Here is a 14,762-nt window from a genome sequence, read left to right as displayed (position 1 = left end):
GGTGCGTTTCCTCCTCTTCGGCGGCCAGCGCCTGGCGCTGGCCGTGCCGACGCTGCTGATCCTCTCCGTCTTCGTCTTCCTGCTGCAGCACCTGCTGCCGGGCGACCCGGCTGAGGCCATGGCCGGCGAGGATCTCGATCCCCAGGCGCTGGAGGAGGTCCGGCGCAAGTACGGCCTCGATCTGCCGGTCTACGTTCAATATCTGCGCTGGTTCGGCAATGCGCTGCGGGGCGACCTCGGCATGTCGATGCGCAACGACATGCCGGTATTGGACCTGCTCCTCTCGAAGCTGGAGATCACGGCCCAGCTCGCCGTGGTCTCGATGCTGATCGCGGTGGTGATCGGCATCCCGCTCGGCATCCTCGCCGCCTCGCGCAAGGGCACGATCCTGGACGGTCTCGCCAGCCTCTTCGCGCTGACCGGCATCTCGATCCCGCATTTCTGGCTCGGCATCATGCTGGTGCTGGCCTTCTCGGTGAACCTCAACTGGTTCCCCGCCTCGGGCTATGTGCCCTTCTCCGAGGACCCGCAGCGCTACGTGCTCAGCATGGTGCTGCCTTCCATCGTGCTCGGCACGGGCATCGCCGGCGTGCTGATGCGGCACATGCGCAGCGCCATGCTGCAGTCGCTCGGCGCCGACTACATCCGCACCGCCCGGGCCAAGGGGCTGAGCGAGCGCCGTGTCGTCTTCCGCCACGCCTTCCGCAACGCGCTGATGCCGGTGGTGACGCTGGGCGCCATCGAGTTCGGCCAGCTCCTCGCCGGCGCCGTGCTGACCGAGCAGATCTTCTCGATCCCCGGCTTCGGCAAGCTTCTGGTAGATGGCGTGCTCTATCGCGACTACCTGGTGGTGCAGGGGCTGGTGCTGGTCTCGGCGGTGATCTTCGTCGCCGTGAACCTGGTGGCGGACATGCTCTACTTCCTCATCAACCCCCGGCTGCGGAGCTGATCATGTCGCTCACCCTGACGGCCGAGCTGGATACGCCCGAGGAGGGCCGGCTGCGGCGCATCCTCGGCGCCCTGCTGCGCCAGCCCTCCGCGGTGATCTCCGGCCTCGTGATCCTCGCCTATGTGGCGGTCGCCCTGGCCGCGCCGCTGCTGTCGCCCTACGACCCCATGACCTCCAGCTTCCTGCTCGTGCGCAAGCCGCCCTCGGCGCTGCACTGGCTCGGCACCGACGAGGTGGGGCGCGACGTGCTGGCCCGGCTCATCTGGGGCACGCGGTCCTCGCTGCTCGCGGCCGCGGTGCCCGTGGTGATCGCGCTGACCATCAGCGTTCCCGTCGGCGTCGTCAGCGGCTATGCGGGCGGCTGGCTCGACATGGTGATCATGCGCGTCACCGACGCGCTGCTGGCCGTGCCCTTCCTGATCGTGGCGATCGCGATGGCCGCCTTCCTCGGGCCCAACCTCGTCAACGCGCTGATCGCGATCGGCATCGCGGCGCTGCCCATCTTCGTGCGGCTCTCGCGCGCCACTGCGCTCGCCGTCCGGGCCGAGGATTATGTCGAGGCGGCGCGCGCCGTCGGCAGTTCGGCGATGCGCATCGCCTTCCGCCACATGATGCCGAACATGCTGCCGCCGCTGCTGGTGCAGGCCAGCGTGATGGCGGCCTCCGCGGTCATCGCCGAGGCCTCGCTGTCCTTCCTCGGCCTCGGCCAGCAGCCGCCCGCGCCCTCCTGGGGCAGCATGCTCAACGCGGCGCAGCGGCACATGGTGGCCGCGCCCTGGATGGCCATCGCGCCGGGCTGCGCGATCTTCACGCTGGTGATCGCGCTCAACGTCTTCGGCGACGGGCTGCGCGAGGCGCTCGATCCGCGGCGCCGCTGAGGAACGCAGGGGATTTCCTGAACTTGCCATGCCGGCCGGGTCGCGCCGGCTCTTCTGGATGAGGCATCATGAGCGTTCCGCTTTCCCGACCGGCGCCGCCGCCCTGGCCCGTGACGCGGCGTCCGGGCTACCTGATCCGGCGGCTGCATCAGATCCATATCGCGCTCTTCATGCAGATCTGCGGCCGGTTCAACATCACGCCCGTGCAGTACAGCCTGCTGAGCGCCCTCGCCGCGCGCGGCGAGGCGGACCAGACCGTGCTCGCGGGCGATGTCGCGCTCGACCGGACCACGACCGCAGGCGCGCTGCGCCGCCTCGAGGTGAGCCGGCTGGTCCGGCGCTCGGTGGCGGCCAGCGACCGGCGTGCCCGGGTCTGCACCTGCACCGAGGCCGGCGTCGCGTTGCTGCAGGCCATGGAGGGCTCCGCCCGCCTTGCCCATGAGGAGACGGTGGCTCCCCTCGATCCGGAGGACCGGCAGACCTTCGAGCGGCTCCTCCAGCGCCTGGTGGCGGCGCATGCGAGGGCGTGAGGCCGTCCGGGCGGCAGCTTCTCGGGCGGTCGGGCAGGGCGGGTACCGGCCTCCCGCATAGGACGGTGCGGCTCGACGGCGAGGCCGCGCGTCGCCGGAGGTTCCGGTCCCCGTCGCGATATGGCGTCGGCGGGATCCCACGGAACCCGCCCCCCGGGGGATGACGCGCCGGACGATTCCGACAGGCGCCGGAACCCGCCGACAGCATGGGAACGCTCCGCCCGCCTAGGGTCGGCTCCGGACTGCGCGCCGCCCTCCGGCGCGCCCAGCAAGGGAGTGCATCCGATGGACGAGCCGAGCCAGGGTTCGGAGGCGCGCGGCGACGTGGGGGATGACGGATCCTCCGCCGGTTGGTCGCGCCGGGCGTCGCTGCAGATCACGGCGGCCGGGGCGATGCTGGCCGCGGGGGCGCCCCCGGCGCAGGCCCAGCCCGCGCCCGAGGCCGTCACCCTGCGGCTGACCGTCAACGGCCGGCCGCGGGAGCTCGCCGTGGATCCGCGGCTGTCGCTCCTGGACCTGCTGCGCGAGCGGCTGGAGCTCACCGGCACCAAGAAGGGCTGCAACCAGGGCGCCTGCGGCGCCTGCACCGTGCTGCTGGACGGGCAGCGGGTGAATTCCTGCCTGACGCTGGCCGTCATGCAGGACGGCGCCGAGGTCACCACGATCGAGGGCCTCGCGCGCGGCGAGGAACTGCATCCGCTGCAGGCCGCCTTCATCGAGCACGAGGCGCTGCAATGCGGCTACTGTACGGCCGGGCAGATCATGTCCGGCGTCGCCTGCATCGCCGAGGGCCATGCCGGCTCGCCGGAGGAGATCCGTGCCTGGATGAGCGGCAACATCTGCCGCTGCGGCGCCTATCCCGGGATCGTGGCCGCGGTGGCCGACGCGGCAGGGAGGGCCTGAGCATGCTGCCCTTCGCCTATGGCAAGGCCCGGACCGAGGCCGAGGCCTTCGCCGCCGCCCAGGCCGGCGCCCGCTACATCGCCGGCGGCACCACGCTGGTGGACCTGATGCGCGAGGAGGTGGAGCGACCCTCGCGCCTCGTCGACATCAATGCGCTGCCGATGCGCGGCATCCGAGCCGATGGGCAGAACCTCGTGATCGGCGCGCTGGCGCGCATGGGCGAGGTCGCCGCACATCCGGAGACGAAGCGCCTGCAGCCGCTGATCTCGGAGACGCTGGTGGAGGGCGCCTCGCCGCAGCTGCGCAACATGGCCTCGATCGGCGGCAACCTGCTGCAGCGCGTGCGCTGCCCGTATTTCCGCATGCTCGACGCGGCCTGCAACAAGCGCGATCCGGGCACGGGCTGCGCGGCGATCGAGGGGCTGAATGCGGGGAATGCGATCCTCGGCACCAGCGACCACTGCGTCGCGACACATCCGTCGGACCTCGCCGTCTCGCTGGTCGCGCTGGACGCGACGATCCGCCTGCGCGGCCCGGCCGGCGAGCGCGTCCTCCCCGTGGAAGCGCTGTACCGCCTGCCCGGCGACACGCCGCATCTGGAGCACACGCTGCTGCCGGGCGAGCTCATCACCGAGCTGCGCATCCCCGGCGGCCCCCATGCGCGCAAGGCCCGCTACCTGAAGGTGCGCGACCGGTCGTCCTACGAGTTCGCGCTGGTCGCGATCGCGGCGGCGCTGGACATCCAGGGCGGCGTGATCCGCGAGGTGCGGCTGGCCGCCGGCGGCGTCGGCACCATGCCCTGGCGCCTGGGCGCCTGCGAGCGCGCGCTGGCCGGCAGGCCGCCGACCCGCGAGGCGTTCCGACAGGCGGCCGAGCTGGCGCTGGAGGGCGTCCGGCCGCTCGCCCACAACCGATACAAGGCGGAGCTGCTGCCGCGGACCATCGTCCGCGCGTTGGAGATGGCGGGAGAGGTGGCATGAACGTTCCCCTGATCGGCGCGCCGCTGGCGCGCCTCGACGGCCGCGCCAAGGTGACGGGCGCGGCGCGCTACGCCGCCGAGTTCAACCGGCCCGGCCAGGCCCATGCCGTGATCGTTCCCAGCACCGTGGGCCTCGGCCGCGTGGTCGGGCTGCACGAGGCCCCGGTGCTGGCCATGCCCGGCGTGCTCGCGGTGCTCAGCCACCGCAACGCGCCTCGCCTCGCCTACGGCCCGCACAAGGGGCCGATCGACCCGCAATCGGGCGAGCGGCTGCATGTGCTGCAGGACGGTGCGGTGCGCTTCCACGGCCAGCCCGTCGCGGTGGTGGTCGCCGAGACCCTGGACCAGGCCGAGCGCGCCGCCGCGGCGCTGCGCATCGACTATGCGGCGGAGCCGCCGCTGACGGAGCTGCACAAGGGCCAGGCCGTGGAGCCCGACGGCGCCGGCGGCATGCATGGGGACAAGGCGCGCGGCGAGGCGGACGCGGCGCTGGCCGCCGCGCCGGTGAAGGTGGATGCGACCTACGGCATCGCGCGCGAGAACCACAATCCGATGGAGCCGCACGCGACCGTCGCCGCCTGGGAGGGCGACCGGCTGACGCTCTGGAGCAAGAGCCAGTACGTGGTGAACGAGCAGGGCGAGATCGCCGCCATCTTCGGTCTCCCGCCGGAGAACGTGCAGGTGATCTGCCCCTTCGTCGGCGGCGCCTTCGGCACCAGTCTGCGCACCTGGCCGCATGTCACGCTAGCGGCGATCGCGGCGCGGCATGTCGCGCGGCCGGTGAAGCTGGTGCTGACGCGCAAGCAGATGTTCTTCATCACCGGCTACCGCCCGCAGACCACGCAGCGCCTGGCGCTCGGCGCGACGCCGGACGGCAGGCTCACCGCCATCGTCCACGAGGGCATCGGCGAGACGAGCCGCTACGAGCAGTTCGTCGAGCCGCTGACCACGGTCTCCGGCTACATGTACGCCTGCCCGAACCTGCGGCAGCGCTACCGGCTGGCGCCGATGGACGTCTCCACGCCCACCTACATGCGCGGCCCCGGCGAGGCCAGCGGCATCTTCGCGCTGGAATGCGCCATGGACGAGCTGGCGATCCGGCTCGGCATGGACCCGGTGGCGCTGCGCCGGCTGAACGAGCCGGCGATCGACGAGGGGGAGGGAAAGCCCTTCTCCAGCCGCTCGGTCCCGGCCTGCCTGGATCTCGCCGCCGAGCGCTTCGGCTGGGCGCGGCGCGATCCGCGCCCGGGTTCCATGCGCGACGGCCGGCTGCTCCTCGGCTGGGGCATGGCGCTCGCCACCTATCCGGCCTTCCTCTTCCCCGCGAGCGCACGCGCCCGGCTGCTGGCCGACGGCACGGCGGAGGTCGAGGCCTCGGCCGCCGACATGGGGCCCGGGACCTACACCTCGATCACCCAGGTCGCGGCGGAGACGCTCGGCCTGCCGATGGGCCGGGTGCGCTTCAGCCTCGGCCGCTCGGACTTCCCGGTGGCGCCGCCGCATGGGGGGTCGACGACCATGGCCTCGGTCGGCTCCGCGGTGCGCGCCGCCTGCCTGGAGGCGCTGGCCGAGGCGGCGCGGCGCGCGGTGGCCGACCAGCGCTCGCCCGTCTTCGGCGCGGCGCCGGAGGCGGTGGAGTGGCACGAGGGTCGGCTGCGCCGCCGCGGCGACGCCTCGCCGGGACAGGCGCTGGGCGACGTCCTCGCGGGCGGGCCGCCGGTGGACGGCGCGGGCTCCGTCGCGCGCAGCCCGGAGGTGGCCGGGCGCTTCTCCATGCACAGCTTCGGCGCGGTCTTCACGGAGATCGCGATCGACCCGGACGTCGCGACCATGCAGGTGCGGCGCGTGGTCGGCGCCTATGGCGCGGGACGCATCGTCAATCCGCGGCTGGCGACCAGCCAGTGCACGGGCGGCATGGTCGGCGGCATCGGCATGGCGCTGATGGAGCGCACCGCGCTCGACCCGCGCGACGGGCGGCCGGTGAACGCGCATATGGCCGACTACCTCGTGCCGGTGAACCTGGATATCGGCCATCTGGAGGCGCATTTCGTCGAGGAGCACGACCCGCATGTGAACCCGCTCGGCGTGAAGGGCCTGGGCGAGATCGCCATGATCGGCGTGGCGCCGGCGATCGCGAACGCGGTCTTCCACGCCACGGGCAAGCGCGTGCGCGAGCTGCCGATCCGCATCGAGAACCTGCTCTGACCCTTTCGAGGGCGCCAGGCCGTCGCCTCCCGCTCAATTGGCCAGCCGCTCGATCACGAGGTCGAGCAGCCGGCGCAACCGGCGCAGCCGTCGCAGGTCGCGGTGGTAGCCGACATGGGTGTCGCGGCCCGGCGGGGCTTCGCCGAGGTCGATCGCCGTGAGGCCCGGCGTCGCGTCGCCGATTGGCCTGGGCAGCACCGCCAGCCCGGCGCCTTCTTCGCACAGCCGCGCCTGCACCTGCCGGTTGCTGCTGCGCATCGCGACCTCCGCCCGGGGCAGCGCCCGGAGCAGCCAGACGGCGTCGGGCATCTCGGCGAAGGCCGTGTCCATGGTGACGAGGCGCGCGCCCGCGCCGTCGCCGAACCGGGGCGCCGGCATGCCGGGCGGGCCATAGAGCGCATAGGGGATGTGCAGCAGCCGCCGCGAGATCACGTCCGGCTCGTCGAAGGGCCGGATGCGGAAGACCATGTCCGCCTCGCGCCGCGGCAGGCTGTAGAGCCGCGCATCGGTCAGCAGCTCGACGCAGACCTTCGGGTGCCGCCGGCCGAACTCGGCCAGCACCAGCGCCAGCAGCACGGTGCCGAACCACTCGGAGGAGGAGAGGCGCAGCATGCCGTCGAGCTGCGCGTCCGCGCCGGCGAGCTGCCGCGCCAGCGCCAGCGCCTCCTCCTCCATGCGCTCGGCATGGCCGAGGATGGCCTGGCCCTCGTCGGTGAGGACGAAGCCCTGGGCGGTGCGCTGGAACAGCGCCTGGCCGACCGCCGCCTCCAGTGCGCGCAGGCGGCGGCCCATGGTGGGCTGGGTCTGGCCGAGCCGACGCGCGGCGGCGCCGAGCGTGCCCTCGCGCGCGACGGCCAGGAAGATGCGCAGGTCGTCCCAGTCCAAGGTCGGCTCCCTCAAACGAAAATGCATGGAGACCGTGCAGTCTCTTCGATTTCCATGCGGAATGGAAAAGACCATCTCCGCCGCATCAAGGAGCCAGACCCATGACCCATATGATGCAGGCCGCCATCCTCGAAGCGCATGGCGCCCCATTTTACCTCACCGACATCGCCCGCCCGGAGCCCGGCCCGGGGCAGGTCCTCGTCCGTATCGCGGCGAGCGGCGTGAACCCGCTCGACACGAAGATCCACGCCGGTGCCGCGGCGCATGCGCGCCATCCGCTGCCGGCCATCCTCGGCATCGACCTTGCCGGCACGGTGGAGGCGGTCGGCGAGGACGTCGCGCGCTTCCGCCCGGGCGAGGAGGTCTACGGCATGACGGGTGGCGTCGGCGGCGTGCCCGGTTCGCTCGCGGAGTACGCCGTGGTGGAGGCCGACCTGCTGGCGCCGAAGCCCGCCAACCTCTCCATGCGCGAGGCCGCGGCGCTGCCGCTGGTGGCCGTCACGGCCTGGGAGGGGCTCGTGGACCGCATGGAGGCCAGGCCCGGCCAGACCCTGCTGGTGCTGGGCGCGGGCGGCGTCGGCCTGACCGTGCTGCAGGTCGCGCGCGCCCTCGGCCTCACGACCTTCGCCGCGGACGGCGCCTCCAGCCGCGCGGCCGTGGAGCAACTCGGCGCAACCTTCATCGACCGCGACGAGCCCGTGGCGGACTACGTGGCACGGCTGACCGGCGGGCACGGCTTCGACCTCGTCTTCGACACGGCGGGCGGCGCGGCGCTGGACGCCGCCTTCCAGGCGGTGCGCCGCTTCGGACGCGTGACGAGCGCGCTGGGCTGGGGCACGCATGCGCTGGCGCCGCTCTCTTTCAAGGGCGCAAGCTATTCGGGCGTCTTCACCCTGATGCCGCTGCTCACGGGCGAGGAGCGCCGGCACCACGGCGAGATCCTGGAGCGCGTGGGTCGGATGGTCGAGGCGGGGCAGATCGTCCCTCGCCTGGATCCTGCCCGGTTCACGCTGGAGACGGTCTGCGATGCGTACCGGGCGATCAAGGCCGGCACGGCGCGGGGCAAGCTCGTCGTCGAAATCCAGGGCGCGACGGGCTGAGGTGGAAGCGCCTCCCGGCAGTCTGCCCGCGAAGTCTGCCGCGCCGGCGGCGAATGAAGCGGGCGGGCCACGGCTTCCGCTTCGCTCACGCCCACCGCTTCAACTCCTCGGCCAGGCGCATGTTCCGGACCGTGTAGGGCCGCCATCCCGGCGGCCAGGCCTCCGGCTTCTCCACGTGGCCGGCCTCCGCCCCGTCGTGCTCCCGCTGCTTCTCCAGGGCGTAGGCCCGCGTCGTCTCGAGCATGCGCCAGCGCGCGCCGCCCTCAGCCTCTTCCATGATGAGGAGGGACTTCTCCACGAGACCTGACAGCGCGCCCGGCAGGTCGGCCCTGGCCCGGTCCGCGACGACGGCCGCTGCGGCCTGCAGCGAGAAGCTCGCCACGAAGACCGCCACGCGGCGCAGCAGGCACTGCTCGAACTCCTCCAGCAGCCCGTAGCTCCAGTCGAGCGCCGCCCGCAGGGTCTGGTGCCGCGCCGGGGCCGTGCGGCGGCCGCTCGTGAGCAGGTCGAAGCGGCGGTCCAGCCGGGCCAGAACCTCGGCGGTCCCCAGCGTCACCACCCGGGCTGCCGCGAATTCGAGGGCGAGCGGCAGGCCGTCGAGCCGCCGGCTGATGGCCGACAGCGCGCGCAGGCTGTCCTCGGAGGCCTCGAAGCCCGGCCGCAGGGCCTCCGCGCGGGCTATCATCAGCTGGATCGCGCTGTGCCGGAGGATGTCCTCGCGCGCCGTCGACAGGATGGGGGGCATCTCCAGCTGCGCGACGCGGAAGAGGTGCTCGCCTTCGAAGCGCAGCACTTCGCGGCTCGTTGCGATCAGGTTCGCCCGGGGGCAGCGCTGCGCGACCGTCTCGGCGAGCGCGGCGGCGCCCGCGGCGACATGCTCGCAATTGTCGAGGATCAGGATGGGATCGGCATCGGCCAGTACCTTCGCCACCGTCTCCGCGTCGGTCCGCTCGCCCGCGGGTTCCAGGCCGAGGGCTGCCGCCGCGGCGGCAGCAACCCGCGCGGGATCGGTCACGGGAGCGAGGTCGATGAACCAGGCCGCGCGCCCGGAGGCGGCCGACAGCTCCGCCGCCGCCTCCAGCGCCAGCCGCGTCTTGCCGATCCCGCCCGGGCCGATGAGCGTGACGGCGCGGTGCGCGGCGGCGAACTCGCCGAGGCGCTGCAGCGCGGTGGCGCGGCCGATCAGGCCCGAGACGGGGACAGGCAGGTTGCCGGCTCGGCCCTTCCGCAGCGCCGGGCCGTCGAGCAGGCGATACCCCCGCCCCGGCTCCGTCCTCAGCAGTCCTCGGTCCTCGCCGAGCGCCTTGCGGATCGCCGAGACCTGCGCCTGGAGCGCGTTCTCCTCGACGATGACCGGACCCCAGACCCGGGTCATCAGCTCGTCCTTGGTGACCAGGGCGCCTGGCGTTTCGCCGAGGACCCTCAGAATCTGGAAGGCCCGGGCGCCGAGCGGGACCGCGGTTCCACCGCGCCGCAGCTCCTGCCGGTCCCCGTCGATCGTCCAGGGCCCCAGGACCAGGGCCTTCGCGCTGGGTGCGACGGGGCGCATCAGGAGACGGGCATCCGTGCAGTCCTCTCGCCGGGGCGGTCGCCCGGCCGGTCGGGACACTAGGCACGCCCGGCACGGCTCCAAAGTTAAGTATGGTGAATCGGGGAAGGGGCCTCATTCAGCCGCCGGAGTCCGGCTTCACCGGCCGAGCATCCGTTTCAGCAGTTTTCAGCTTCGGCCCAAGGAACTGTGCTCCGGAATCCGGTTGCATGCGCCCTTCGCAGGAGGAGCGTGACATGATCCGCGTCCAGGTGCCGGACGTCATGGTGCCGGCCGCTGTCCGGGCCGGTGGGCTGTCGGAGGAGATCGTGCCGTCCGAGCGCGAATGGCGCCGCCTGCCCGCGGCGGTGCCTCTTCCGGCCGCGCGCATGCTCGCCACGCGCTGGCGCTCCGCCAGCGACGGCGGGTGCGAGGCCGAGGCGGTGAATCCCGGTGAGCGGTTCCTCATCGCGATCGCCCTGCGGCCGCTGGAATGGCGCCTCTCGCTGGACGGCCGCATGGTGCAGGACGGCCTCGCCTCGGCCGGCACCTGCCACCTCACGCCACCCTCGGTCCTGGCCAGCGCCGCCTTCCGCGGGCCCTACGACATGCTGCACCTTCACGTGCCGGGCGAGGTGATCGCCGAGTACGGCGCGGACGGATTGTGGACCGGTCTTCCGCCGGCCCGCGACCCCGTCGTCGAGCGGCTGGGGCGTGCCCTGCTGGAGGCCGGGACGCTCGGCGGGGGCCTGGGGCCGGCCTATGCCGAACATCTCGGCCTGGCCATCTTGGTCCGGCTCGCCGCCGGGGCCGGCGTGCCGGAACGGGAGGGGCCGGGCCTGCCGAAATGGCGCCTGAAGCGCGTCAGGGACTATGTCGAGGCCCATCTGGCGGAGCCGCTGACGCTGGCCGAGATCGCTTCGGTCTGCGGCCTCACGCGGGTGCACTTCGCCACGCAGTTCCGCGTCGCCACAGGCCTTCCGCCGCACGAGTTCGTGCTGCGCCGGCGCATCGAGCGCGCCCAGGAGCTGCTGGGGCGGACCGAGCTCTCCATCCTCGAGGTCGCGCTGTCCGTCGGCTTCCACACGCATTCGCACTTCACCAGCGTCTTCCGGCGCATCGTGGGATGGACACCCAGCGAATGGCGCAGGGCGCAGGCGGCGCTGTAGGCGGGCCTCCCCTATGCTTCCCAGATCACGGAGCGGTCAATCGCGTCCAGGCGGGCGCAGCCCGTCAGCGCCATGGCGATCTCCAGCTCCGTGCGCAGGATCTTCATCACATGCGCCACGCCCACGGCGCCGCCCACCGCGAGCCCGTAGACATAGGGCCGCCCGACCAGCACGGCCTTCGCTCCCAGCGCCAGGGCCTTCAGCACGTCGCTCCCGCGGCGGATGCCGCCGTCCATGAGCACGGGGATGCGCCCCGCCACGGCCTCGGCGACGCGCGGCAGCGCCTCGATGCTGGCCGGCGCCGTGTCCAGCGCGCGGCCGCCGTGGTTGGAGACGATGATGCCGTCCACGCCCTCCGCGACGGCGCGTGCCGCATCGTCCGATGACAGGATGCCCTTCAGCAGCAGCGGCAGCTTCGAGATGGAGCGCAGCCACGCGATGTCCTTCCAGGTGGCCGCCGTGTCGAGCACGCCGCGGAACACCTCGCTCTCATGCGGCTCGGCCCGTGGCGGCGGCGGCGGGGCCATGCCGCGCAGGTTCACCGCCTGGATTCCAGGGGGCAGGCCGAAGCCCGCGCGCTGCTCCCGGTTGCGCAGCGTGACCGGCGCATCGACGGTCAGGACGAGGGCGCGGTAGCCGGCATTCGCGGCGCGCTGGACCAGGGATTTGCTAAACTCTCTGTCATGTTGAAGGTAGAGCTGGAACCAGAGCGGCGAGGTCGCCTGGCGCGCCACCTCCTCCAGCGCGACGCTCGCCTGGGTGCTGACGACCATGCCGGCGCGGATGGCGCCGGCGCCGAAGGCGGTCGCGAGTTCGCCCTCGGGATGCACGAGGCGATGGAAGGCCACGGGCGCCAGCAGCATCGGATAGTCGAAGCTGTCGCCGAAGAGGGTGAGGCGGGTCTCCGCGCCGGCCATATCGGCCAGGACGCGGTTCTGAAGTTTAAGTCTTTCGAAAGCCTCGCGATTCGCGCGCAGCGTCAGCTCGTCGGCCGAGCCGGTGGAGATATAGGCCCAGGCGTTCTCGCCCATGCGCTGGCGCGCGACGGGCTCGTAATCGGCAAGGCTGATGATCCCGGGCGGGATCGGCGAAGACTGGGAAATGGGGATTTTCCTTCGATCGGCGAGCCGCGCCGCGGCGGCGGGACGCTAACGACGAAGGCGGCCCTTCGCAACTTCTGTGGCTTTTTCGGCACGGCTGAGCGGTCATTCATTCTTCGGGAACGTAACGGCGTGTTGCCAATGATTGATTGTGCGTCACAATGAAATTAAGAATCACTTGCAACAAAACCGGAGAGTCGCATGTCCCGTCGAGCCCTGCTGCAATGCAGCGTCTCCCAGGCCGCCTTCACCGCCAGCTTGGCCGTGGCCATCTCTGCCGGGGTGCAGACCCAGGCCCGGGCGCAGACGCCGGCCGCGCCCGTCGAGGTCTCGCCCTCCGTCAACCTTCCCGTCATGGACGTCTCGGGACAGGCGCCGGAGCCGGCCAACACCCTGCAGCGCCCGACCGGCATCAACCGCATGCCCGGCACGGTCCAGGACACGCCGCAGACCATCAACGTCATCCCCCGCGCCCTCATGGAGCAGCAGGGCGTCACCAGCGTGGAGCAGGCGCTGCGCAACGTCCCCGGCATCACCTCCTCGATCGGCGAGGGCAATGGCGGCGTGAACGGCGACCAGTTTCGCATCCGCGGCTTCTCGGCCCAGAACGACGTCTACACCGACGGCCTGCGCGACTTCGGCACCTATCGGCGCGACGCCTTCAACCTGGAGAGCGTCTCGGTGCTGAAGGGCCCCTCGGGCACCGCGTTCGGCCAGAACTCGGTCGGCGGCACGATCAACCTGCAGACCCGCACGCCCTTCCTCGGCAACGCCTACAGCGGCACGCTGACCACCGGCATGGGCCCGATGGGCCGCGGCACCATCGACCTCAACCGGCAGGTCGGCGAGACCTCGGCGATCCGCCTCAACATCATGGGCGACCACACCCAGCAGGTGGACCGCGACGGCGTCTCCTCGGGCCGGTGGGGCGTCGCGCCCTCCTTCGCCATCGGCCTCGGCACGCCCACCACGCTGACCGTGGACTACCTGCACATGCAGGACAACCGCGTCCCCGACTACGGCATCCCGACCGTGACGGCGCCGGGCGCGACCATCGCGCGCCCCGTGACGAGCTACGGCGTGAACCGCCGCACCTGGTACGGCTGGGGCCTCGACCGCGACGACACGACGGTGGACCGCCTCACGGCCCGGCTCCAGCACCGCGCCAGCGACTGGCTCACCATCTACAACGACACCCGTGTGGGCTTCGTGAACCGCAACTTCGCGACCTCGGTGATCGGTTGCAGCACGAGCCCCAACTGCGTCGGCGCGCTCTTCGACGGCAATCCGCGCACCGTTCCGATGGTGCAGGCGGGCGGCGCCGGCAATCCCTTCCACCAGGAGACCTGGGGCGTCCAGAACGTGACCACCGCCGTGGCGCGCTTCACCACCGGGCCCTTCCGGCACGAGGCGACGGCAGGCCTCGACGTCTGGGCGCAGAACGACCAGCGCACGGGCTACGGCATCAACCCCGGAACGCGGCCGACCGTCAGCCTCTTCCAGGGCCGGTACTCCTCTGCGGGCTACAGCGTCGTGCCGGGCACGGGCGCCAATGTCCGCGAGACCGACCAGCGCTACATCGGCGGCTTCCTGACCGAGCGGATGTGGCTGCTGCCGACGCTCTCGGTCCTCGGCGGCGTGCGCGTCAGCAACTATGACATCGAGTACAAGACCTACGGCAACAACGCGGCCGCAACCGTGCTCTCCACCAACCAGACCTTCGCCGACCCGCGCGCGGCCCTGATCTTCGAACCGACGCCGCAGCAGAGCTACTACTTCTCCTACGGCCGCTCCACGAGCCCGGCCGGCTCCTTCATCACCACGCAGCCGGGCTCCTTCAGCGCGGCCAACCAGAGCCTCGATCCGGAACGGAGCACGATCTATGAGCTCGGCGCCAAGTTCAGCCTGCTGAACAACCGCCTCGGCCTCTACGGCGCGCTGTTCCGCGTCGAGAAGGACGGCGCCTTCGTCACCGACCCGATCCTGGGCACGACGACGCAGTCCGGCGACTCGCAGCGCAACCAGGGCGTGGAGATCGGCGTGACCGGCCAGATCACCGACGTCTGGGCGATCAACGCCAACTACACCTACATGGACAGCGAGACGACGCGCTCCTCCACGGCGGCCAATGTCGGGCGCCGGGTGCAGTTCGTGCCGGAGCACGCCGCCGCCATGTGGACCACCTACGAGGCCTTCCGCGGCACGCCCTACAACGTCACGGCCGGCGGCGGCTTCACCTGGCGCAGCCAGGTCTTCCTCAACCCGGCCAACACCGCCGAAGTGGGCGCGAACTTCTCGCTCGATGCCGTGCTGTCGCACACCTTCGGCTCGCGGAACCAGTGGCGGGTGGCGGTGAACGGCTACAACCTCTCCAACGAGCTGAACTTCGACCAGCTCTGGACGAACCGCGTCATTCCCTCCTCGGGGCGGACGGTGCTGTTCAGCCTCTCGGCGGCCTACTAAGGAAGAAGGCCAGGGGGCTCCGCCCCCTGGACCCCCGCCAGGGCTTTATGCCCTGGACCCCAAAACTGATCGA

12 protein-coding genes are annotated in these 14,762 nt (G+C 71.9%); 9 read left to right on the top strand and 3 right to left on the bottom strand.

Going from position 1 to position 14,762, the window contains the following annotated elements; genetic code table 11:
* The first annotated feature begins 1 nt into the window (after nucleotide 1).
* From AC1ROY_RS25710 to AC1ROY_RS25685, 6 genes are all read left to right on the top strand, one after another.
* Nucleotides 2-949 (top strand): ABC transporter permease, encoded by a 948-nt coding sequence (locus AC1ROY_RS25710; RefSeq protein WP_493151764.1) that lies wholly within the window; start codon nucleotides 2-4, stop codon nucleotides 947-949.
* A gap of 2 nt (nucleotides 950-951) precedes the next feature.
* A complete protein-coding gene (locus AC1ROY_RS25705) occupies nucleotides 952-1,827 on the top strand; it encodes an ABC transporter permease (protein ID WP_493151763.1) in 876 nt (291 codons plus the stop codon).
* Between the two features lie 68 nt (nucleotides 1,828-1,895).
* A complete protein-coding gene (locus AC1ROY_RS25700) occupies nucleotides 1,896-2,357 on the top strand; it encodes a MarR family winged helix-turn-helix transcriptional regulator (protein ID WP_493151762.1) in 462 nt (153 codons plus the stop codon).
* 393 nt (nucleotides 2,358-2,750) lie between these two features.
* Nucleotides 2,751-3,260: a (2Fe-2S)-binding protein gene (locus AC1ROY_RS25695; protein WP_493151783.1), complete on the top strand. Its 510-nt coding sequence runs from the start codon at nucleotides 2,751-2,753 to the stop codon at nucleotides 3,258-3,260.
* A 2-nt stretch (nucleotides 3,261-3,262) separates the two neighbouring features.
* Nucleotides 3,263-4,240 (top strand): FAD binding domain-containing protein, encoded by a 978-nt coding sequence (locus tag AC1ROY_RS25690; RefSeq protein WP_493151761.1) that lies wholly within the window; start codon nucleotides 3,263-3,265, stop codon nucleotides 4,238-4,240.
* Nucleotides 4,237-6,444 (top strand): xanthine dehydrogenase family protein molybdopterin-binding subunit, encoded by a 2,208-nt coding sequence (locus tag AC1ROY_RS25685; protein WP_493151760.1) that lies wholly within the window; start codon nucleotides 4,237-4,239, stop codon nucleotides 6,442-6,444. Before AC1ROY_RS25690 ends, AC1ROY_RS25685 begins: the two co-directional genes overlap by 4 nt.
* 33 nt (nucleotides 6,445-6,477) lie before the next feature.
* On the opposite strand, the gene AC1ROY_RS25680 is transcribed toward AC1ROY_RS25685, so the two are convergent.
* Nucleotides 6,478-7,329 (bottom strand): LysR family transcriptional regulator, encoded by an 852-nt coding sequence (locus AC1ROY_RS25680; protein ID WP_493151759.1) that lies wholly within the window; start codon nucleotides 7,327-7,329, stop codon nucleotides 6,478-6,480.
* Between the two features lie 101 nt (nucleotides 7,330-7,430).
* Here AC1ROY_RS25680 and AC1ROY_RS25675 point away from each other — a divergent pair, with 101 nt between their 5' ends.
* Nucleotides 7,431-8,429 carry a zinc-dependent alcohol dehydrogenase family protein gene (locus tag AC1ROY_RS25675; RefSeq protein ID WP_493151758.1) on the top strand — a complete coding sequence of 333 codons (999 nt, stop codon included), beginning with the start codon at nucleotides 7,431-7,433 and terminating at the stop codon, nucleotides 8,427-8,429.
* An 85-nt stretch (nucleotides 8,430-8,514) separates the two neighbouring features.
* Here the strand turns inward: AC1ROY_RS25675 and AC1ROY_RS25670 are convergent, their stop codons facing one another.
* Complete coding sequence (locus AC1ROY_RS25670) at nucleotides 8,515-9,978, bottom strand: ATP-binding protein (protein WP_493151757.1); 1,464 nt, start codon at nucleotides 9,976-9,978, stop codon at nucleotides 8,515-8,517.
* Nucleotides 9,979-10,214: 236 nt separating this feature from the next.
* Here AC1ROY_RS25670 and AC1ROY_RS25665 point away from each other — a divergent pair, with 236 nt between their 5' ends.
* The gene (locus AC1ROY_RS25665; protein WP_493151756.1) at nucleotides 10,215-11,126 is read left to right on the top strand and encodes a helix-turn-helix domain-containing protein; all 912 of its coding nucleotides are present in this window, start codon (nucleotides 10,215-10,217) and stop codon (nucleotides 11,124-11,126) included.
* 11 nt (nucleotides 11,127-11,137) lie between these two features.
* On the opposite strand, the gene AC1ROY_RS25660 is transcribed toward AC1ROY_RS25665, so the two are convergent.
* Nucleotides 11,138-12,157, bottom strand: coding sequence for an alpha-hydroxy acid oxidase (locus AC1ROY_RS25660; protein WP_493151755.1), 1,020 nt, complete (start codon nucleotides 12,155-12,157; stop codon nucleotides 11,138-11,140).
* 270 nt (nucleotides 12,158-12,427) lie between these two features.
* On the opposite strand from AC1ROY_RS25660, the gene AC1ROY_RS25655 reads away from it, so the two are divergent.
* A complete protein-coding gene (locus tag AC1ROY_RS25655) occupies nucleotides 12,428-14,689 on the top strand; it encodes a TonB-dependent receptor (RefSeq protein ID WP_493151754.1) in 2,262 nt (753 codons plus the stop codon).
* Nucleotides 14,690-14,762 lie beyond the last annotated feature (73 nt).

The sequence above is a fragment of the Roseococcus sp. GW821-FHT12F05 genome, assembly GCF_058806835.1.
Note: the sequence above shows the minus strand (reverse complement) of the source record. Positions and strands in the feature narration are given on the sequence as shown.